17 protein-coding genes are annotated in these 18,951 nt (G+C 66.1%); 8 read left to right on the top strand and 9 right to left on the bottom strand.

Features of this window, described 5'->3' with window-relative positions; genetic code table 11:
• Nucleotides 1-48 precede the first annotated feature (48 nt).
• Nucleotides 49-1,164 (top strand): DUF4192 domain-containing protein, encoded by a 1,116-nt coding sequence (locus AB0366_RS11565; RefSeq protein WP_366244059.1) that lies wholly within the window; start codon nucleotides 49-51, stop codon nucleotides 1,162-1,164.
• A gap of 39 nt (nucleotides 1,165-1,203) precedes the next feature.
• Here the strand turns inward: AB0366_RS11565 and galE are convergent, their stop codons facing one another.
• Nucleotides 1,204-2,184 carry a UDP-glucose 4-epimerase GalE gene (gene galE, locus AB0366_RS11560; protein WP_121870033.1) on the bottom strand — a complete coding sequence of 327 codons (981 nt, stop codon included), beginning with the start codon at nucleotides 2,182-2,184 and terminating at the stop codon, nucleotides 1,204-1,206.
• A 46-nt stretch (nucleotides 2,185-2,230) separates the two neighbouring features.
• Complete coding sequence (locus tag AB0366_RS11555; protein ID WP_032397915.1) at nucleotides 2,231-2,917, bottom strand: metal-dependent transcriptional regulator; 687 nt, start codon at nucleotides 2,915-2,917, stop codon at nucleotides 2,231-2,233.
• A gap of 185 nt (nucleotides 2,918-3,102) precedes the next feature.
• Between AB0366_RS11555 and AB0366_RS11550 the strand changes: the two genes are divergently transcribed.
• Both AB0366_RS11550 and AB0366_RS11545 read left to right on the top strand, forming a co-directional pair.
• On the top strand, nucleotides 3,103-4,371 hold the full coding sequence (locus AB0366_RS11550) for an acetoin utilization protein AcuC (protein WP_366244058.1): 1,269 nt from the start codon (nucleotides 3,103-3,105) through the stop codon (nucleotides 4,369-4,371).
• Nucleotides 4,372-4,435: 64 nt separating this feature from the next.
• Nucleotides 4,436-7,093: a GNAT family N-acetyltransferase gene (locus AB0366_RS11545; RefSeq protein ID WP_366244415.1), complete on the top strand. Its 2,658-nt coding sequence runs from the start codon at nucleotides 4,436-4,438 to the stop codon at nucleotides 7,091-7,093.
• 127 nt (nucleotides 7,094-7,220) lie between these two features.
• Here the strand turns inward: AB0366_RS11545 and AB0366_RS11540 are convergent, their stop codons facing one another.
• From AB0366_RS11540 to AB0366_RS11530, 3 genes are all read right to left on the bottom strand, one after another.
• Nucleotides 7,221-8,192 carry a sigma-70 family RNA polymerase sigma factor gene (locus AB0366_RS11540; RefSeq protein WP_032377730.1) on the bottom strand — a complete coding sequence of 324 codons (972 nt, stop codon included), beginning with the start codon at nucleotides 8,190-8,192 and terminating at the stop codon, nucleotides 7,221-7,223.
• A 178-nt stretch (nucleotides 8,193-8,370) separates the two neighbouring features.
• On the bottom strand, nucleotides 8,371-9,864 hold the full coding sequence (locus AB0366_RS11535) for a class I SAM-dependent methyltransferase (protein WP_366244057.1): 1,494 nt from the start codon (nucleotides 9,862-9,864) through the stop codon (nucleotides 8,371-8,373).
• 33 nt (nucleotides 9,865-9,897) lie between these two features.
• Nucleotides 9,898-10,266: a DUF3099 domain-containing protein gene (locus AB0366_RS11530; protein ID WP_094615264.1), complete on the bottom strand. Its 369-nt coding sequence runs from the start codon at nucleotides 10,264-10,266 to the stop codon at nucleotides 9,898-9,900.
• Nucleotides 10,267-10,368: 102 nt separating this feature from the next.
• Here AB0366_RS11530 and AB0366_RS11525 point away from each other — a divergent pair, with 102 nt between their 5' ends.
• The gene (locus AB0366_RS11525) at nucleotides 10,369-10,605 is read left to right on the top strand and encodes a DUF3039 domain-containing protein (RefSeq protein WP_068050652.1); all 237 of its coding nucleotides are present in this window, start codon (nucleotides 10,369-10,371) and stop codon (nucleotides 10,603-10,605) included.
• Here the strand turns inward: AB0366_RS11525 and AB0366_RS11520 are convergent.
• The gene (locus AB0366_RS11520) at nucleotides 10,578-11,690 is read right to left on the bottom strand and encodes a YihY/virulence factor BrkB family protein (protein ID WP_366244056.1); all 1,113 of its coding nucleotides are present in this window, start codon (nucleotides 11,688-11,690) and stop codon (nucleotides 10,578-10,580) included. The two genes, AB0366_RS11525 and AB0366_RS11520, sit on opposite strands and share 28 nt — an antisense overlap.
• 190 nt (nucleotides 11,691-11,880) lie before the next feature.
• On the opposite strand from AB0366_RS11520, the gene AB0366_RS11515 reads away from it, so the two are divergent.
• On the top strand, nucleotides 11,881-13,620 hold the full coding sequence (locus tag AB0366_RS11515) for a DEAD/DEAH box helicase (RefSeq protein ID WP_121870028.1): 1,740 nt from the start codon (nucleotides 11,881-11,883) through the stop codon (nucleotides 13,618-13,620).
• A 112-nt stretch (nucleotides 13,621-13,732) separates the two neighbouring features.
• Here the strand turns inward: AB0366_RS11515 and AB0366_RS11510 are convergent, their stop codons facing one another.
• Nucleotides 13,733-13,927, bottom strand: coding sequence for a hypothetical protein (locus AB0366_RS11510; protein WP_027496884.1), 195 nt, complete (start codon nucleotides 13,925-13,927; stop codon nucleotides 13,733-13,735).
• Nucleotides 13,928-14,160: 233 nt separating this feature from the next.
• Between AB0366_RS11510 and AB0366_RS11505 the strand changes: the two genes are divergently transcribed.
• Entirely contained in the window at nucleotides 14,161-15,090 is a 930-nt protein-coding gene (locus AB0366_RS11505) for an EamA family transporter (protein ID WP_366244055.1), read from the top strand.
• Nucleotides 15,091-15,118: 28 nt separating this feature from the next.
• Complete coding sequence (locus tag AB0366_RS11500; protein ID WP_128646396.1) at nucleotides 15,119-15,478, top strand: DUF952 domain-containing protein; 360 nt, start codon at nucleotides 15,119-15,121, stop codon at nucleotides 15,476-15,478.
• Between the two features lie 76 nt (nucleotides 15,479-15,554).
• Here the strand turns inward: AB0366_RS11500 and AB0366_RS11495 are convergent, their stop codons facing one another.
• Nucleotides 15,555-16,886, bottom strand: a complete 1,332-nt coding sequence (locus AB0366_RS11495; RefSeq protein ID WP_366244054.1) for an RNA polymerase sigma factor — start codon at nucleotides 16,884-16,886, stop codon at nucleotides 15,555-15,557.
• A gap of 159 nt (nucleotides 16,887-17,045) precedes the next feature.
• Nucleotides 17,046-17,867 (bottom strand): polyphosphate--glucose phosphotransferase, encoded by an 822-nt coding sequence (gene ppgK / locus AB0366_RS11490; protein ID WP_366244053.1) that lies wholly within the window; start codon nucleotides 17,865-17,867, stop codon nucleotides 17,046-17,048.
• Nucleotides 17,868-18,099: 232 nt separating this feature from the next.
• Here ppgK and AB0366_RS11485 point away from each other — a divergent pair, with 232 nt between their 5' ends.
• Entirely contained in the window at nucleotides 18,100-18,942 is an 843-nt protein-coding gene (locus tag AB0366_RS11485; RefSeq protein WP_366244414.1) for an inositol monophosphatase family protein, read from the top strand.
• The last annotated feature ends 9 nt before the right edge of the window (nucleotides 18,943-18,951 follow it).

Genomic DNA, 18,951 nt, shown 5'->3' with positions numbered 1-18,951 from the left:
AGGTCGAGACTCGGTCGGTCCTCGGGCCCCCGGCCAGGATTCTCCGGTATGTACACACCGACGAACTCACAGGACAACTTCGATTCCCACCATCGCGTTCGCCTCGGCCACGCGAGCGACCTGATGGCAGCCGTGCCGGCCATGCTCGGGTTCCACCCGCATCGATCGATGGTGCTCATCGCGGTCAAGGACGGCGGTGCCTGCGTCGGACCCACGATGCGTCACGACCTCGTCCTGGCAGGCGAACACATCGATCGGCGCGCAGGCAGTCACACCCGCGCGACCCCGGAGATGCTCGACGTCATCGGCTACCTGGCCGGCTACTGCGCGATGGAGAACATCCCGGCAGTCATGGCGGTGTTCGTCGACGACAGGCTCGATCGAACCGTCAGAACACCGCATCTGCTCGACGTCGAAGCGCTGGTGATCGAACTCGACGCCACACTCGCATCGTTCGGAGTCCAGCTCGGCGAGGCCCTCGCGGCGTCGGAGATCGCCGATTCCGCCGAGTGGTGGACGTTGCGCGGACCGCAGCGGCACGGCGTGATATCGGATCCGTCGGCGTCGCCGATGACCGTTGCCCGCGTGCTCGACGGCTACTCCGTCCGACGGTCCAGGCGCGAGCTCGCCGAGACCATCGCACCGGGCCCCGACGCGACCGTGCGGGCCGTGGCCGCCGAGATGTCGCGACAACGACGCGACGGCACCCGGTCTCGTACCGACGACTTGACCTCGGTGCTGTCGTACGTTGCGCGAGGACCGTACGACACCGAGTTGGACCCGACCGACATCGCTCGGATCGCACTCGCGATCGGCCACGTCCAGGTGCGTGACGCACTGCTGGCGTTGACCCTCGGCGACGACGCGGGATTCGTCGAAGAGTTCTGGGCGAGGTTGTCCCGCGTTCTGCCGAAGGGCGAACGGGCCATCGCCGCAACACTTCTGGCCTTCAGCGCGTACGTGCGCGGAGACGGGCCGATGGCCCGCATCGCGATCGACGCTGCACTGGAAGCCGACGAGACCTACTCACTGGCGCGACTGCTGGACAGATCGCTCAGCGCAGGCGCAGGTCCCGAACTCGTTCGCGAAGTGGCCGAGAGCGGCTTCGCATGTGCGCGCGCCTGCGGAGTTCGGTTGCCCGGCGACCCGTTCGGTCGACGATGACGGCAGTCGGGCACATCGACGATCGGCCGGCGACGCGGGTCAGCGCGCTGCGTGCGACCGATCGCCGAGCTGCTGCAGGAAGGTCCACGCATCGGCCACGATCCGATCGAGATCGGTCAGCTCCGGCGTCCATTTCAGCTCCTCGACCGCACGTGCGCTCGAGGCGATCAGGACGGCAGGATCACCGGCACGACGGGGAGCATGTTCGACGGCGATGGGCAGGCCCGTGACGCGCTCGCAGGACGAGATGACCTCGTGTACGGAGAATCCGGTGCCGCTGCCGAGGTTGTAGATGGTGTGCTCACCCGGTTCTGCGGCATCGACGGCGAGAATGTGCGCCTCGGCGAGGTCGGCGACGTGGATGTAGTCGCGAACAGCCGTACCGTCCGGAGTGGGCCAGTCGGTGCCGAACACCGAGATCTTCTCGCGCTGCCCCAGAGCGACCTGAAGCACGAGCGGAATCAGGTGCGTCTCCACGACGCGATTCTCGCCGAAACCGTTGTAGGCACCGGCGACGTTGAAGTACCGCAGGCTGGTGGCCGCGAGGCCGTAGGCCGCGGCGTACGACGTGATCGCGTGATCGATCGCGAGTTTGGTGGCACCGTAGGGATTGGTGGGGCGGGTGGGTGCGTCCTCGGTGATGGGAGTCTTCTCGGGCTCGCCGTACGTGGCGGCTGTCGAGGAGAACACCAGCTTCGCGGTGCCGGATGCTCGGATGGCATCGAGCAACGCCAGCGAGGTGACGACGTTCCCGCTCCAATACTTGTCCGGCGAGACCACCGACTCGCCCACGAGAGATTGCGCGGCGAAGTGCAGGACGGCGTCGAAACCGCCGCCGATCAGCACGTCTGCGGCAACGTCCTTGATGTCACCTTCGACGAACGTCGCACCGCCGGGCACTGCGTCCCGGTTACCGGTGGACAGGTTGTCCACAACCACGACCTCGTGACCGCGCTCGACGAGCACGGCCGCGCAGACGCTGCCGACGTACCCCGCACCACCGGTAACCAGAAGCTTCACTGTTCGTTCTCCCTCACACACGTCGAACGCCGTCGTCGGTGTGAGGTCAGACCTTCTTCACCTGGACGGCGTGCGCCATTTCCTCGGATATGTCGACACCACTGTGTCCTGGCACCGTGATCGTGATCGATCCGGGCTTGGCCTCGACTGTAACGCGAGCATCGGGGACCACGCCCGCTTCGCGGAGCTGAGCGATCACCTCGGGGTCGGACTGAACGTGCTCGGCGAGACGACGCACCACTACTGCTGTCGGCTGGCCGACCGGAACATCGGTGAGGCGGATGAGAGCCTCCGGTGCCAGAGTCGACTGGCCGAGACCGAGTTCGGCCAACCCTGGGATCGGGTTGCCGTACGGCGAGGTCGTCGGGTTGTTCAGTACGGTGACCAAACGACGCTCGACCTCCTCGCTCATCACGTGCTCCCAACGGCACGCCTCGGCGTGAACGTCTTCCCATCGCAGACCGATGATGTCCACGAGCAGACGCTCCGCCAAACGGTGCTTGCGCATGACCGCAACCGCCAGACTGCGGCCCTTCTCGGTCAGCTCGAGGTGCCGATCGCCTGCGACGGACAACAGCCCGTCGCGCTCCATCCGAGCAACGGTTTGGCTGACGGTGGGACCACTTTGTTCGAGCCGTTCGGCGATTCGCGCGCGGAGCGGAATCACGCCCTCTTCTTCCAAATCGTAGATCGTCCGGAGGTACATCTCCGTGGTGTCGACCAGATCCTTCACACTCAACCCCTTCGTCGGGCTCGATCCTACCGTCAGCGCCCCGAAATAGGCGCTGCACCCAGTCGTAGCGGGCGCGGCGCACCACAACTGTGGACGTCGTTTCCCATGGCTTCTCACAAGGGGACTATCGGGACAACACCGGAACCCGGCAACACCATCCCGCCCGACAACGTAGTTTTGTCCATATGTCTGATCAGGCGACACGCGCCGCCGCGTCCATCCCGAACCGCCCCGAGGACATCGTCGTGTGGAGTGCGGACTACCTCGGCTACCGGTGGAGCGACGACCACCCGATGAACCCGACTCGACTCGATCTGACGATGGCGCTCGCCACCGACATTGGCCTGCTCGCGGGCGTCGAATTGGTCGAGCCGTCCGCTGCACCGGATTCCGAACTGCTCCGGTTTCACACCAGCGCGTACATCGAGGCCGTCAAACAGGCACCGTCGCAGGGCCCGGCCCTGCGCGATCCCGACGACGTCGTCCACGGACTGGGTTCCGACGACAACCCGGTGTTTCCGCAGATGCACGAGGCGAGCGCCATGCTCGCCGGCGGCTCGCTGGCCGCCGCCCGCGAAATCGCGTCGGGTCGTGCTCGACGCGCGGTGAGCATCGGTGGCGGCATGCACCACGCGATGGCCGACTGGGCCTCGGGCTTCTGCGTCTACAACGACGCCGCGATCGCCATTTCGTGGTTGCTGGACAACGGGTTCGACCGAATCGCCTACATCGACGTCGACGCTCACCACGGGGACGGCGTTCAAGCGGCATTTCTCGGTGACCCGAGAGTGCTCACCGTCTCGCTGCACCAACATCCGGCGACGCTGTGGCCGAACACCGGATGGTCGACCGAGGTGGGAACCGAACGCGGTGAGGGAACCTCGATCAACGTTCCGCTGCTGCCCGGCACCGCGGACCGGTTGTGGCTGCGAGCGTTCCACGCGATCGTGCCGGGCGCGATCGGCGCGTTCAAGCCCCAGATCATCGTCAGTCAATGCGGTGTCGACAGCCACCGCGAAGATCCCCTCGCAGATCTCGCCCTGACCGTCGACGGCCAGAACGCGGCATTCCTGGCCATGCGTGATCTGGCGGACAAGCATTCCGAAGGTCGGTGGTTGGCCGTCGGCGGTGGCGGGTACGGCTTGGTGCGCGTCGTTCCACGGTCCTGGACGCACCTCATCGCTGCCGCGCTCGGCCGCGACATCGACCCGATGTCGGCGCTGCCGGACACGTGGCGCGAGCGGGTACGGACCATGGCACCGAGTGTCGACCTGCCGCAGACCATGGGTGACGGGGGAGACGTCGACTACCCCGCCTGGGACGGACCCGGTGGATCTCTCGCCGGTACCGACGGCACCGACAGGGCGCTCGAACGTGTCGACTCGGCGATCATCGCCACCCGTCGAGCAGTGTTTCCACTGCTCGGACTCGATCCGGAGGACCCGCGTGACTGATCAGACCGACAGCCCCTCGGCCGAGGAGCCGGCCGTTGCGGCGTCGGACCCGAGCGACAAGGACCTGGCCCGAGAGCGAGCGGAGACGACTTTTCCGCGACACTGGGTTGCCGACGTCCTGACCTCCGACGGTGGTGTGGTGCACCTGCGTCCCATCGTCCCGTCGGACTCCGAGCGCATCGTCGCCTTCCACGGGCGGCTGTCCGAGCGGACGAGATACCTGCGATATTTCGGTCCCTACCCCACGATGCCCCAGCGCGACGTCCTCAACTTCACCACGGTCGATCACCACGACCGGGTGGCGTTCGTCGCAGTGCTCGGTGACGACATCATCGCGGTCGGCCGATACGAACGACTGCCCGAGGGCGACGGTAATTCCGCCGAGGTGGCCTTCGTCGTCGCCGACGCGCATCAGGGCCGCGGGCTGGGTCCGATCCTGCTCGAACACCTCGCGGGAGCGGCCGCCGAGAACGGGGTGAACATGTTCGTCGCCGAGGTGCTCGCCGAGAACCGGAACATGGTCACCGTCTTCCGTGAAGCGGGTTATCAGGTCAGCAGGTCCTTCGAGGGGGGAGTGCTGCGACTGGAGTTCGCCATCGACCCGAGCGAAGCTCTGCTCTCGGTGCGCAATTCGCGTGAGCGTGCCGCCGAGGCCCGCAGTGTGCGCAACGTGCTCAGCCCACGATCGGTGGCCGTGATCGGAGCATCGACCGACAGCTCGAAAGTGGGCAACGCCGTTCTCGCGAATCTCCTGGCGGGCAACTTCACCGGCCCCGTCTATCCCGTCAACGCCGACCATCGTTCGGTCCGCGGGGTCCGCGCCTACGCCACGGTGCACGACATCCCCGATCCGGTCGATCTGGCGATAGCAGCGGTACCGGCCGATGCGATCGACGCCGTGCTCGACGACTGCCTCGACAAGGGCGTCAAAGCGTTGCTGGTGGTCTCGGGTGGATTCGGCGAGACCGGACCCGCGGGCCAGGAGAGCGAGCGCAGGCTGGTGCTCGCCGCGAGGGCGCACGGAATGCGGTTGATCGGGCCCAACGCGCTCGGTGTGGCGAACACCGATCCCGAGTTCGGCCTGAACGCCACGCTGGCTCCGCATCTGCCCACTCCGGGCAACGTGGGGTTCTTCTGTCAGTCCGGTGCCCTCGGCATCGCGATTCTGGACGAGGCCGCCAACCGCAGGCTGGGACTGTCGACGTTCGTCTCGGCCGGAAACCGCGCCGATGTGTCCGGAAACGACCTACTGCAGTACTGGGATTCGGACCCGGCCACCGAGGTGATCCTGCTGTACCTCGAGAGCTTCGGTAATCCCAGGAAGTTCACCAGGATCGCCCGACGGGTCGCGCGCACCAAGCCAATCATCGCGGTCAAGAGCGGCCGCGGGGCCGTGCCGCCTGCCCATGCGATCGGTGCCGACATCGACGACTCGATCGTGCGCGCACTGTTCGCGCAGGCCGGAGTCATTCAGGTCGACACCATCTCCGAACTGTTCGACTGCGCCGTCCTGTTCGGAAATCAGCCTCTTCCGGTCGGCCCGCGGGTTGCCGTGGTGGGAAATTCGACGGCTCTGGGTGTGCTGGCAGTGGACGCTGCGCGAGCCAAGGGCCTGCACGCGAGCAATCCGACCGATGTCGGTCCGCAGGCAGGCCCCGAGGAGTTCGCCGCGGCCGTGTCGTCGGCATTGGCCGCATCCGACATCGACGCCGTCATCGTCGTGTTCGTTCCACCGGTAGCGGTGGAGGTCGAACCGTTCGCGGCCGCGCTCGGCAACGCCGTCCGTGGATCCGACAAGCCCGTACTCTCGACGTTCCTTGCCACCGAGGGCATTCCGGACGTCCTGGCGGTCCGCGGACCGGGTGGACACCCCGTGCGTGGATCGGTGCCGTCGTACTCGAGTCCGGAGCGGGCCGTTGCGGCGCTGGCTGCTGCGTGGCGGTACTCGTCGTGGCGTTCGCGGCCGGTGTCGAATCTCGTCCGGCCCAAGAGCATCGACTCCGAACGTGCCAAGCAGCTGGTCGAGGGATGGCGGTCGGCGGGCAGTCACGGACGCTGGCTCTCGGATTTCGAGACCGCAGAGCTGCTGAGCTGCTACGGCCTCGACGTCGTGGCCTTTCGGACCGTGACCGACGAGGACGAGGCCGTCGCGGCAGCAGACGAACTGGGATATCCGGTGGCGGTCAAGGCGACCGGGGAGCGGTGGCGGCACCGGCCGGATCTCGGCGGAGTGCGTCTGGACATGGCCGACGCCTCCGCGGTGCGGGTGGCGTATCGGAATTTGGCGGCGGCCTCGGGCGAGCCGCTGTTGCACGTCCAGCGCATGGCGGTCAAGGGAATCGGCTGCGTCGTTCGCGTACAGGACGACCCGTCTTTCGGATCACTCATCTCGTTCGGTCTGGCCGGGGTGATCTCGGATCTGTTGGGCGATCGTGCGTATCGGGTGCTGCCACTGACCGAGGACGAGGCCGCGCAACTGATCGACGCACCGAAGGCGGCTCCGCTGCTGTCCGGATATCGCAATGCGGTGCCCGTCAACAAGAAAGCCCTGATCGACCTCGTTCAGCGAATTTCTGCGCTGGCAGAAGACATCGCCGACATTCGCGAGATCTCGTGTGAGCCGGTTCTGGCGTCCGCCGACGGCGCACAGATCACCGACGCCCGGGTGCGCATCGGGCCCGAGCCCACCAAAGCCGATCTGGGGCCGCGCCGCCTGCGCTGAACGGACGGGCCACGAAAAAGCGGCAGCCGAGTCGACGTCCCGAGGGGGAGAGAACGTCGGCTCGGCTACCGCGTGAGGCGGCGCGAACGGGGATGGTCACCGTCGCTCCACCCGGTCGGGGCTGTGCTCAGCTGGCGTACGACCGCAGCTTCTCGGCGCGGTCGCCCTGCCGAAGCTTGACCATCACCTCGCGCTCGATCTGACGGACACGCTCACGGGAGAGACCGAAGAGCTTGCCGATCTGATCGAGGGTGCGGGGCTGTCCGTCGTCCAGGCCGTAGCGGAGACGAATGACCTGCTGCTCCCGTTCGTCGAGAGTGCCGAGAACGACACGGACGTCGCTGTGCAGCAGTCCGGCGATGACGGCGTTCTCGGCGGACGTCGCCTCGGAATCCTCGATGAAGTCGCCGAGAGGTGCTTCCTCGTCGCTGCCGACCGGCATGTCCAGGCTGACCGGGTCGCGGCTGTGGTCGAGCAGATCCGCGATCTTCTCCACCGCGATACCCGATTCGCTCGACAGCTCTTCGTCCGTTGCCTCGCGGCCGAGCTGCTGATGCAGCTCACGCTTGATCCTGGCCAGCTTGTTGACCTGTTCGACCAGGTGGACGGGCAGCCGGATCGTGCGGCTCTGATCTGCCATACCGCGGGTGATGGCCTGACGAATCCACCACGTCGCGTACGTCGAGAACTTGAAGCCCTTGGCGTAGTCGAACTTCTCCATCGCGCGGATGAGCCCGAGGTTGCCCTCCTGGATCAGGTCGAGCAGGGGCATACCGCGGCCGGTGTAGCGCTTGGCGAGAGACACGACCAGGCGAAGGTTCGCTTCGAGCAGGTGGCTGCGTGCAGCACTGCCGTCACGAACGATGATGGCGAGGTTGCGCTTCTTGACTGCGCTCAGTCGCTTCGTGTTCTCGAGAACCTGCTTTGCGTAGAGACCAGCCTCGATCCGCTTGGCCAGATCGACTTCTTCGGCAGCCGTCAGCAACGCGGTGCGGCCGATGCCGTTGAGGTACACGCGAACGAGATCGGCTGCTGGGCTCTGGGCGTCCAGATCGGCATCGGTGGGCCGCGGACGAATCGTGGTGCTGGGGCTGGTCATGACTTGCCTCCTGGTCGGTGGTGTCTCACAGGGTTCAACGCTCGGGAGACTCCGATAAGTTCCCACGCCGATCCTGTAGATACCCGTGTGACCAGGGATTACGTCATGTTCGTCCTGAGAAGTTGCTGAGAAGTGAAGCCGCCGGGAACGGTCGCTCTCCCGGGGCGGTGTCGTGCACTCATCGAGCCGGCAGAACCAAGCCGTGCCGGACGAGCCCCTGCATCATCGTCACTGCATGCACTGCCAGTTCCTCGGCGTCCTCGTCGTGCGCAGCAGCGAGCAACTCCACCAGTTCGCCGACCGGTAGGCCATCGGGTCGAAGGCCTGCGAGCAGAGCCGCACCGAGTTCGTCGACGTCGTGCTGCCACTGCGGGCCGTTCCCGCGATGGACGCGCACCGCCACCGGAGCCCATCCCTCCTCGCCGGGAAGGTAGACGCGTTCGAGTGCGGTGTTCGGGTCGAGAGTCAGTACCGAGTCGAGGATGTCGTGCTCCCGCAGCCAGTCCAGCCGCGCGAAGTACTCGATAGATTCGTTGCCAAGCGGGTCGGAGAAGCCGTGCGTGAGCTCCTCGGCAAGCAGATCGGTCGGCGCATCCGTTCGGCGGAGATAGACGAACCCGAAGCCGATTCCCTCGACATCGGCGGCGGCGAAGTGGTCGAGCCAGGACTGTGCCACCGCGGCCGCGTCGGGATCGCGGGGATCGAGTCCGCCGTCACGCATCCAGGTGCCCACGTAGAGCGCGGGATCGGCGACGTCACGCTCGACGACCCAGGCGTCGATTCCGTGCGCGGGCAGCCACGACGCCACCCGCGCACGCCAGTCCTCACCGCGGACGTGCACCCATGACGCCAGGATGGCCGCGGTACCGCCGAGCGCCAGGTGTTCCGGGGCCCCGCCGATCATCAGAGCGCTCGCTCCGTCGAGGTCGAGGCCGGAATCGCGGTACGAGTGCTGCACTTCGGCGCGGCCGACGACGAACGGCGGGTTGGCGACGATGCGATCGAATCGACGCCCGGCGACGGGCTCGAACCACGAACCGTGCAGCAACTCGACGTCGAGCCCGTTGAGCGCCATCGTCGCGGCAGCGAGGTCCATCGATCGCGGACTGATGTCGGTCGCGGTCACCTGCTCCGCGTAGCCGCAGGCGTGCACGGCCTGGACGCCGCAGCCGGTACCGACGTCGAGAACGCTTGTCGCCGGGGACGTGGGCGTTCCGCGCAGCAGCGACAACGAGGCCTGCCCGACGCCGAGCACGTGGTCGGGAGCGGTCTCGGCGGCGCGCATGCTGCCGTCCGGATCCGAGACGATCCACCGAGTTCCGTGTCCGGCGTCGAGCGGTCGAATATCGAGCAGCGTCCGCACTGTCGATCCGGAGCAGGTGAGAATCCCGGCTGCGACGGCGTCGGCAACCGTCAGTGGTGCGATGGCGTCAGCGACGTCGGACTCGGGGCAGTCGTCGACGAGCAGGAACAGGCGCACCAGAACACCCAGCGCACCACCGTCCCGGCTGGCGTTGCGTACCGGCACCGGCTCGCTGCGACCGAGGGCAGCGTGGGCGTCGGCGCCGAGCAGCGTCAGTACTCCGTCGGCGTCGTACCCCGCCCGCTCGAAGGCCTCACGAAGATCGGAGCAGGCGACGACGAGCGGGGACGTGGAATTCGGTGCAGTCACGACGCAAGTGTCGCATCGGCGATGGCCGCTGCGTCAGTCGTCGCCCGGTTCGATCACCCGGTGGTTGCTCGATTCCAGTTGCGGCCTGTCCACGGTCCGGTAGTCGTATCGGCTCATCTCGTCCTTGGTGCGGGGCGGCCGATCGTTGGCGATCAGCACCGCCATCCACGGCAGTGGAATGGACGCTCCGACTATCGCCATGGAGATCCACGGATTCATCCACATCCCGTACGCGATGGCAGCCAACACCAACGCCGGGATGCGGAACGACATGATGAACATGTATTTGCGGACGCGAGCTTTGTGCTGCTCCTCGACCGACTTCTGCGCCTCGGTGATCAGGACGGGCCCATCCGGCGAGTCGCTGTACGCGCTTCCGTCGAACCCTGGGGTTCTCGTCATACCTCCACTGTGGCACTACTGCTCACAGAATGCATACGACGAGCTGTGGAACCGGTTACCCCTTGCTGTGGATGCACGGCCCAAACGGATTAATCTGTGTTCATGAGCACTCAGACGAAGGACCGTCCCGATATCGCACCGGACGAAACCACCGAGGACGACCGGCCGAAATTCTTCCACTACGTGAAGAAGAACAAGATCGCCGAGAGCGCGGTGATGGGTACGCACGTCGTCGCGCTGTGCGGTGAGGTGTTTCCCGTCACCAAGTCCGCGAAGCCCGGATCACCGGTGTGCCCGGACTGCAAGAAGGTCTACGAGGGCTTGAAGAAGGGCGACTGACCACCGTCTCCCGGGTGCCGGTCCGGGGTCGGTTCGGGACGATCCGAACGGGCCCGGTCGCCGGACAGTTTGATCGGCCCCGTGGCCAGCCGTCGGGCGACAGCGGTCACCGGTCCCGACGGCTTGTCGTCGGCAGCGGCCTGCGCCGCGATCCACTCCCGCATCTGGTCCATTCGGGTCGCCCGTGCGGGCGAGAACTCCTGGATCGTTGCGTTGAACTCGGCACCGAGAACGATGGCGAAGCCGAGGAAGAACGTGAACAGCAGAAACGCGATGGGCGTCGCCAGCGCGCCGTAGGTGTACCCGGTGCTCGTCACCCAGCCCAGATACCGGCGCAGTACCGCGCTGGCGATCATGAAGAACACCCCGGCCAGCAGGGCTCCACCGAGGAGACGATGCCACGGCAGCGAAGTGTGCAGGGCCACCTTGTACAGCGTGGTCAAACCGATGATCAGCAACAGCCCGACGGCCGGGTAGTAGAAGAAATCGATGACCTCGCTGCCCACGGTGATCCACGAATCCGGCAGAATCTGCTGCACGTACACCGGTCCGAGGGCGACGAGCGGAAGCACGAAGACCGCGATCACCAGGAAGCCCACGTAGAGAAGCAGCGCGAAGAACCTCTGCCAGACGGGATGTCGCGCGTCGGCCTGCCCGTGCGCTTCGACGATGGAGTCGACGAACGTCGAGATCGCAGACGACCCGGCCCACAACGAGAGCAGAAAGCCCACGGACACGATCTCGCCGCTGCCCTGGGCGAGGACGTCCTTGACCGTCGGAGCGATGATCTGGTCCACGACGCTGCCGCTGAAGAGGGTGTTGCTGAACGTGATGATCTTGGACTCGATGATCTCGACGGTGTTGGGTCCGAACCATCCGCCGACGAGTCCCAGACTGCCCAGCACGCCGAGCAACAGCGGTGGCAGCGACAGCGTCTGCCAGAACGCAGCCGTTGCGGCCTTGCTGAAGATCGAGTCTTCCCACGCTTTGCTCAGAGTGCGCAGCGTCACTTTCCATACTGCGTGTAGCGGCCTTCTCGCAGACAACCGTTCCGGTGGTGGAGTTCCGCCTGCAGACTCGCTCATGGTTCCTCCAGCATTCCTGACGAAAGGCGACTTCGCCTAACAGCCGACTCGCCGTGTCGCATCCGACTCACCCCAGCGATGCGGGATCGGTCGGTGCGGAGCGATAGGCTCCTCGGCGGACACTGCAGGGCTACCGAGAGCGCGAGGAATTTACATCGATGCCAGGAACCGGCGGCCAGTGAGCGCTGACATGTTCGATCCCACACCACCATCCACCGAGCAGACTGCCGCTCCCGCGAGTGGGGGAGCACCGCTGCGCGCGTGGCAGCGACGGGCGCTGACGAAGTATCTCGTCGCCTCGCCCAAGGACTTCCTCGCGGTCGCGACGCCCGGCGCAGGCAAGACGACCTTCGCCCTCCGGGTGGCCGCAGAACTGCTCGCGCATCGGACCGTCGATCAGGTCACCGTCGTTGCGCCCACCGAACACCTCAAGCACCAATGGGCGGAGTCGGCCGCCAGGGTCGGCATCGCATTGGACTCGCGCTTCTCGAACTCGACCGGTCAGACCTCGAGCGACTACCACGGCGTGGTCGTGACGTATGCGCAGATCGCCTCGCACCCGTTCAAGCATCGAGTGCGCACCGAATCACGCAAGACCCTCGTGATTCTCGACGAGATTCACCACGGCGGCGACGCCAAGAGCTGGGGTGAGGGAATTCGCGAGGCGTTCGGAGACGCCACCCGACGTCTCGCACTGACCGGTACGCCGTTCCGCAGCGACGACAGTCCGATTCCGTTCGTCAACTACGAACCGGATCAGGACGGGTTGATGCGGTCCAAGGCCGATCACGCGTACGGCTACTCCGATGCTCTTGCGGACGGCGTGGTCCGTCCGGTCGTGTTCCTCGCGTACTCCGGTGAAGCGCGCTGGCGGGACAGCGCCGGCGAGGAATACACCGCGCGCCTGGGTGAGCCGCTCAATGCCGAACAGACCGCGAGGGCATGGCGCACCGCACTGGATCCGCAGGGCGACTGGATGCCTGCGGTGCTGTTGGCTGCGAACACGCGGCTCGCACAACTGCGCGCAGGCGGCATGCCCGATGCCGGCGGTCTGGTGATCGCAACCGATCAGACGGTGGCGCGGGCCTACGCGAAGCTGATCGAGGTGATCACGGGGGAGACACCGGCGATCGTGCTCTCGGACGACCCCACGTCCTCGGCTCGTATCGCCGAGTTCGGTAAGAGCGACCAGCGGTGGATGGTTGCCGTCCGCATGGTGTCCGAGGGCGTCGACGTTCCGCGTCTGGCCGTCGGTGTCTATGCGACGAGCGCGTCGACCCCGCTGTACTTCGCACAGGCGATCGGCCGCTTCGTGCGGTCTCGGCGCAAGGGTGAGACGGCAAGCGTCTTCCTGCCGTCGGTACCGGTGCTGCTCGATCTCGCGTCGCAGCTCGAGGCGCAACGCGATCACATCCTCGGCAAACCGCACCGCGAGAAGGACGGCTTCGACGACGAGTTGCTGGCCGACGCCAACAAGCAGAAGGACGAACTGGGCGAGGAGGAGAAGGCGTACACCTCGCTGGGTGCGGATGCAGAACTGGACCAGGTGATCTACGACGGTTCCTCGTTCGGTACCGCGACGTTCTCGGGTAGCGACGAGGAAGCGGACTATCTCGGTCTGCCCGGTCTGCTCGACGCGACGCAGATGCGTGACCTGCTGCGCCAGCGCCAGCAGGAACAGATCGACAAGCCGGCTGCCGGGCCGGCGGTTCCGGCACCTGCAGTGGTCAACGACAGGGCCACCAGTGCGGGCCAGTTGGCCGGTCTGCGGCGTGAACTGAACAGTTTGGTCGCGGTGTACCACCACCGCACCGGGAAGCCGCACGGGGTGATTCACGGCGATCTGCGACGTATCTGCGGTGGCCCGCCGACAGCGATGGCGTCGGCCGATCAGTTGGGCGAGCGAATCGCGCAGTTGCGCAAGATGTAGAGATCCCTGGCAGATCAGGGCACGAAAAAGACGGACGGTCTGGTGACCGTCCGTCTTCTTCGTTGTGTTCGTCGATCGTGGCGAACCTGTTTCCCCCGACGCAAAAGGTGGGTTACACCGTGGAGTCCGATTCGGTCATCACCGTTGCGTTCACTTCACGCAAACGGGCTTCGTGCTCGGTGGCGTGGTGACCGCAGAAGAGAAGTTCTCCACCGGTCGAGAGCACGACACGCGCGCGAGCCCCTGCACCGCACCGGTCGCACCGGTCCGCTGCTGTCAATTGTGGGCTGGTCAATGTTCCGGGCATGACTCCTCCGTACTGGCTTGCGGGTTGTCCCGTTCGCCTGGGGCCGGTCCGCCGCGTCGGTATGGCGCGGTCCGTTCACTCTGTCAGACGTATGGCGGTCATGCGTTGTTCCCGAGCGCGTTTCTTTGTGTTGTCACTAACACGAAACATGGCTCACGAGCAGGAACGTCGTCGACAGTGTTCGCTGAGAGCTGATCGTGTTCGGTGCGAGTCGCGGCAGTAGGGTCGCCGATGTGGCTTCGACTTCTACCTCGCTCTCCGGCGCATCGAAGCTGGGTATTCCGTCGCTGTTCGTGATCGGCGCGCTGTGCATGTACGTCGGTGCGGCGATCGGTGTGTTCTTGTTCGACACCGTCGATCCGGCCGCGGTGGCGTGGCTGCGCGGGTTCGGTGCGGCGCTGGTGTTGGTGGCCTGGCGGCGGCCGTGGCGGCACCGGGCCGGCAGCAGCGGCGGATGGACCGTGCGTCGGGCGACCACGGCCGCCGCGTTCGGCGGTGCGACGATCGGCATGAACGCGATGTTCTACGAGGCGATCGCCAGGCTGCCGCTCGGCGCGGCGGTGGCCATCGAGTTTCTCGGGCCGATCGCGGTCGCTGCTGCCGGGTCCAGAAAGCCTGCCGACGTCTGCGCGCTGCTCCTGGTGGTGGCCGGCGTCGGAGCCATCGCTTCGGCGCAGTTCGAGGGCGGCGAGGTGGGGTTGGTCGGGATCGTGTTCGCGCTGGGCTCGGCGGCCCTGTGGGCTGCCTACATCGTGCTGGGCAAGTCGGTTGCCGACGCAGGCCAGGGGCTCGACGACATGGCTGCCGGGTTCGGAATCGCGTCCGTACTCCTTGCCGTCCCACTGTTCGGACCGTTCGCGGTCGCGCACTCGAATGCATTGGGAGACTGGCGGATCTGGGTTCTCGGACTGGGCGTCGGGCTGTTGTCGAGTGTGGTTCCCTACGTTCTCGATCAGTACGTCCTGGTGCGAGTCGGCCGGGCCCGCTTCGCGTTGTTGCTGGCTCTGCTCCCGGCGACGGCGACGGTGGTCGGTGCCGTGGTGCTGACTCAGATTCCGACGACTCTGGAGGCTCTCGGAATCGTCGCCGTCATCGTAGCCGTCGTGGTCGGTGGGCTGCCTGCCCGCAGAGATCGGGGCGTTGCCGACATTCCGCCGCCCTGACGCGCACTCGACACTGCAGAATGGAACTGTGACCAGCAAGCAGGACGACCTCGTTCACATCTGCACGGCAGGGGAGTGGCTCGCGATGCGTGGTCGGGCCGACTACACCCCGGACTCGTACGAATCCGTGGGTTTCGTGCACCTGTCCACACCCGAGCAAGTGCACTTGCCGGCGAATCGGCTCTTTTCCGGCCGCACGGATCTGGTTCTGCTGCGCGTGGATCCGGCTCGTCTGACGGCACCCGTTCGATGGGAACCGGGGGTGCCGACCGATCCGGAGTCCATGCGCTTCCCGCACCTGTACGGACCGCTGCCGATCGCGGCCGTCACGGCTGTGCTCGACTATCGGCCAGGGCCGGACGGAACGTTCGGGGTGCCGCAGGTGTGACGGCATCCACGCAGCAGAGAACAACGACCGCCGATCACAGTGATCGGCGGTCGTTGTTCGAGGTGGAGCGAACGAATCAGTCCAGGTAGTCGCGCAGCACCTGAGAACGCGACGGGTGACGCAGCTTGGACATGGTCTTGGACTCGATCTGACGGATCCGCTCGCGCGTGACACCGTAGACCTGACCGATCTCGTCGAGGGTGCGGGGCTGACCGTCGGTGAGGCCGAACCGCAGACGAACCACGCCCGCCTCGCGCTCGGACAGCGTCTCCAGAACCGACTGCAGCTGATCCTGGAGCAGCGTGAACGACACGGCGTCCACGGCGACGACCGCCTCGGAGTCCTCGATGAAGTCACCGAGCTGGCTGTCGCCCTCGTCACCGATGGTCTGGTCGAGCGAGATCGGCTCACGCGCGTACTGCTGGATCTCCAGCACCTTCTCCGGCGTGATGTCCATTTCCTTCGCGAGCTCTTCGGGAGTGGGTTCGCGACCCAGATCCTGGAGCAGCTCGCGTTGGATGCGGCCGAGCTTGTTGATGACCTCGACCATGTGCACCGGAATACGGATGGTGCGGGCCTGGTCGGCCATGGCCCTGGTGATCGCCTGTCGGATCCACCACGTGGCGTACGTCGAGAACTTGTAGCCCTTCGTGTAGTCGAACTTCTCGACCGCGCGAATCAGACCGAGGTTGCCTTCCTGGATGAGGTCCAGGAACGCCATGCCACGGCCGGTGTAGCGCTTGGCGAGGGAGACGACGAGTCGAAGGTTCGCCTCGAGGAGGTGATTCTTGGCGCGGTTGCCGTCACGGCAGATCCACGTCATGTCGCGACGCTGCGCAACGGGAAGCTTCTCGCCCTTCTCCGCGGACTCGCGCATCTTCTCGACCGCGAACAGGCCGGCCTCGATGCGCTTGGCCAGTTCGACTTCCTCTTCTGCGTTGAGGAGTGCGACCTTGCCGATCTGCTTGAGGTAGGCACGGACGGAGTCGGCGGACGCGGTGAGCTCGGCATCCTTGCGGGCCTGGCGCAGCGCCTCGGATTCCTCTTCGTCCCAGACGAAGTCACCGGACGCCTTGTCCTCGGCAGTCGGCTCGGCGGTGGCGTCTTCCTCGGTGTCGTCACCGGCAGCGACCACCTCGACGACATCGTTGGCGGCTGCGGCGAGGTCGCCCTCGGAGATGTCGATGTCTTCGATCCCCGGAGTGCTCTCGTCGGCATCGTCCCCGGACGCCGGTGTTACTGCTGTCTTCTTTGCTGCGGCCTTCTTCGCCGGTGCCTTCTTGGCTGCGGCGCGCTTGGCGGGTGCCTTCTTTGCCGGTGCCTTCGCAGCGGGTGCCTTGACAGCAGGTGCAGGTGTCGCAGACTCGGTCTCGGAATCTACGGTCTGACGGATATCGGTGGCTGCCACGTACGCCCTTTCGTGACGAAGTCGTGCGGCGTCACGCCAGAGTTGTTTCCGGCGGAGAGGTCTTCGGATTCGGCCGGCTGCGTACCGGCACACACCATTGTAACGACCTCTCAGGAGTTTGTTACCGACCCTCGCCCTACGCAGGTGGCAACCCGCGTGTCAGTCCAGCGATCCCGCGGACGTACCGGTCTCGGCGGACGGTACGGCGGAGTCCGCCGCGAGTGCGGCGCCGACGATCCCGGCAGTGTTCAGCAGGGTTGCCGGAACCACGGGCGTGCGATTGGTCAGGTGTGGAATCCACTTCTCGCTCTTGCGGCTGATTCCGCCGCCGGCGATGAAAAGATCCGGCCACAGCAGTGCCTCGAACGTCTCGAGAACCTTCGAGACCTCCTTGGCCCACTCCTTGTAGGACAGTCCCTGATTCTCCTTCACCGACGACGCCGCGCGATGCTCGGCTTCCTTGCCGTCGACCTCCATGTGACCGAATTCGGTATTGGGAAGCAGAACTCCGTTGTGCAGCACGGCCGAACCGATCCCTGTGCCGAACGTCAACAGCACGACGACGCCGTCCTTGCCCTTGCCGCCGCCGTACTTGTCCTCGGCCACCCCGGCGGCATCAGCGTCGTTGAGTACGGTGACGTTCTCGGTGCCGATGGCCTTCGCGAACAGCGCGCGGGCGTCGGTGTCGATCCAGGACTTGTCGATGTTGGCGGCCGAGCGAGCGACACCGTCGGTCACCACGGCAGGCAGTGTGACGCCCACCGGACCGGTCCACTCGAAGTGCGCGACGATCTCGGCGACGGTGCGCGCGACGGCATCGGGGGTCGACGGTTGCGGCGTCTCGATCTTGTAGCGGTCGCCGACGAGCTCACCGGTGCTCAGGTCCACGATTCCGCCCTTGATGCCGCTGCCGCCCACATCGACGCCGAATCCGTGGCGCGCTGCCGCAGCGGTGGTGTTGTCCGAACCTGCCTGTGTCATGTGGATGCCGCTCCTGGCGTGATCGAATCCGTGTGATGCCGTCGCCTCCGAACAATAGTGCGTTTCGGCGTTCGCGGGACGGTGACGTCACCGGCGGTCGCTGCGGTGGTGCTCGGACGTCGGTGTGTGTTGCGATGTACGCGTGCCGAAACCAGACCGATCGCAGACCGACACCGCCAGTACGCAATTGCCGGAAGAGCAGGTGGCAGCAGAGGGATCGAACACGCGCGAGGTGGACGTGCTGCGCGAGGTCGCCGTACGGGTCGCGACGCGAGCCGCCGAGCATGTCAGACGGCGTCGCCCCGAGGTCTTCGGCGGCGATTCGAGCGAGGGTGACGGCGCGGTGCACTCCAAGAGCACGCCGACCGATCCGGTGACCGTCGTGGACACCGAAACCGAGCGCGTCCTACGCAAGATGCTGGCGCAGCTGCGGCCCGAGGATGCGATTCTCGGAGAAGAGGAAGGCAGCGAGGACGACTCGCTCGACGGTGTGCGATGGGTGCTGGACCCGATCGACGGAACCGTGAACTTCATGTACGGAATTCCGGCGTACGCGGTTTCGGTCGCAGTCCAGATCGACGGTGTCAGTGTTGCCGGTGCCGTGATCGATGTCGCCCGCGAGCTCGTCTACTCGGCCGCTCTGGGACGTGGGGCGACGGTGGAGCGGGCCGACGGTACCCAGGAGCAGCTGCACTGTTCCGGTGTCACCGATGTGTCGATGACGTTGTTGGCCACCGGATTCGGCTACGGATCCTCCCGTCGCGCGGTGCAGGGCGCGATCATCTCCGAACTGCTGCCTCAAGTGCGCGACATCCGCCGGATCGGTTCGGCCGCGCTCGATCTGTGCATGGTCGCGTCCGGAGTGGTGGACGCCCACTTCGAGCACGGACTCAGTCCGTGGGATTGGGCGGCGGGTGCGCTGATCGCGGCCGAGGCGGGCGCAATGATCAGGCTGCCCGCGGCCAACAGCACCAGTGCGCAGGGTGCGGTGACGGTGGCAACGGCCCCGGGGATCGCGGACGCCTTCGTGGCCGTACTCCGCAGCGCGGGTGCCCTCGATCCGATTCCCGGCTGACGCGGCCCT

The sequence above is a fragment of the Rhodococcus sp. NPDC076796 genome (assembly GCF_040702765.1).
In the GTDB taxonomy this organism is placed as follows: Bacteria; Actinomycetota; Actinomycetes; order Mycobacteriales; family Mycobacteriaceae; genus Rhodococcoides.
Note: the sequence above shows the minus strand (reverse complement) of the source record. Positions and strands in the feature narration are given on the sequence as shown.

Excerpts from the sequence above, each read along its gene's own strand:
- ppgK (WP_366244053.1), bottom strand. The coding sequence starts at position 17,867 with ATGACACAGGCAGGTTCGGACAACACCACCGCTGCGGCAGCGCGCCAC.
- AB0366_RS11540 (WP_032377730.1), bottom strand. The coding sequence starts at position 8,192 with ATGACCAGCCCCAGCACCACGATTCGTCCGCGGCCCACCGATGCCGAT.
- AB0366_RS11525 (WP_068050652.1), top strand. The coding sequence starts at position 10,369 with ATGAGCACTCAGACGAAGGACCGTCCCGATATCGCACCGGACGAAACC.
- AB0366_RS11515 (WP_121870028.1), top strand. The coding sequence starts at position 11,881 with ATGTTCGATCCCACACCACCATCCACCGAGCAGACTGCCGCTCCCGCG.
- AB0366_RS11565 (WP_366244059.1), top strand. The coding sequence starts at position 49 with ATGTACACACCGACGAACTCACAGGACAACTTCGATTCCCACCATCGC.
- AB0366_RS11530 (WP_094615264.1), bottom strand. The coding sequence starts at position 10,266 with ATGACGAGAACCCCAGGGTTCGACGGAAGCGCGTACAGCGACTCGCCG.
- AB0366_RS11520 (WP_366244056.1), bottom strand. The coding sequence starts at position 11,690 with ATGAGCGAGTCTGCAGGCGGAACTCCACCACCGGAACGGTTGTCTGCG.
- AB0366_RS11550 (WP_366244058.1), top strand. The coding sequence starts at position 3,103 with ATGTCTGATCAGGCGACACGCGCCGCCGCGTCCATCCCGAACCGCCCC.
- AB0366_RS11510 (WP_027496884.1), bottom strand. The coding sequence starts at position 13,927 with ATGCCCGGAACATTGACCAGCCCACAATTGACAGCAGCGGACCGGTGC.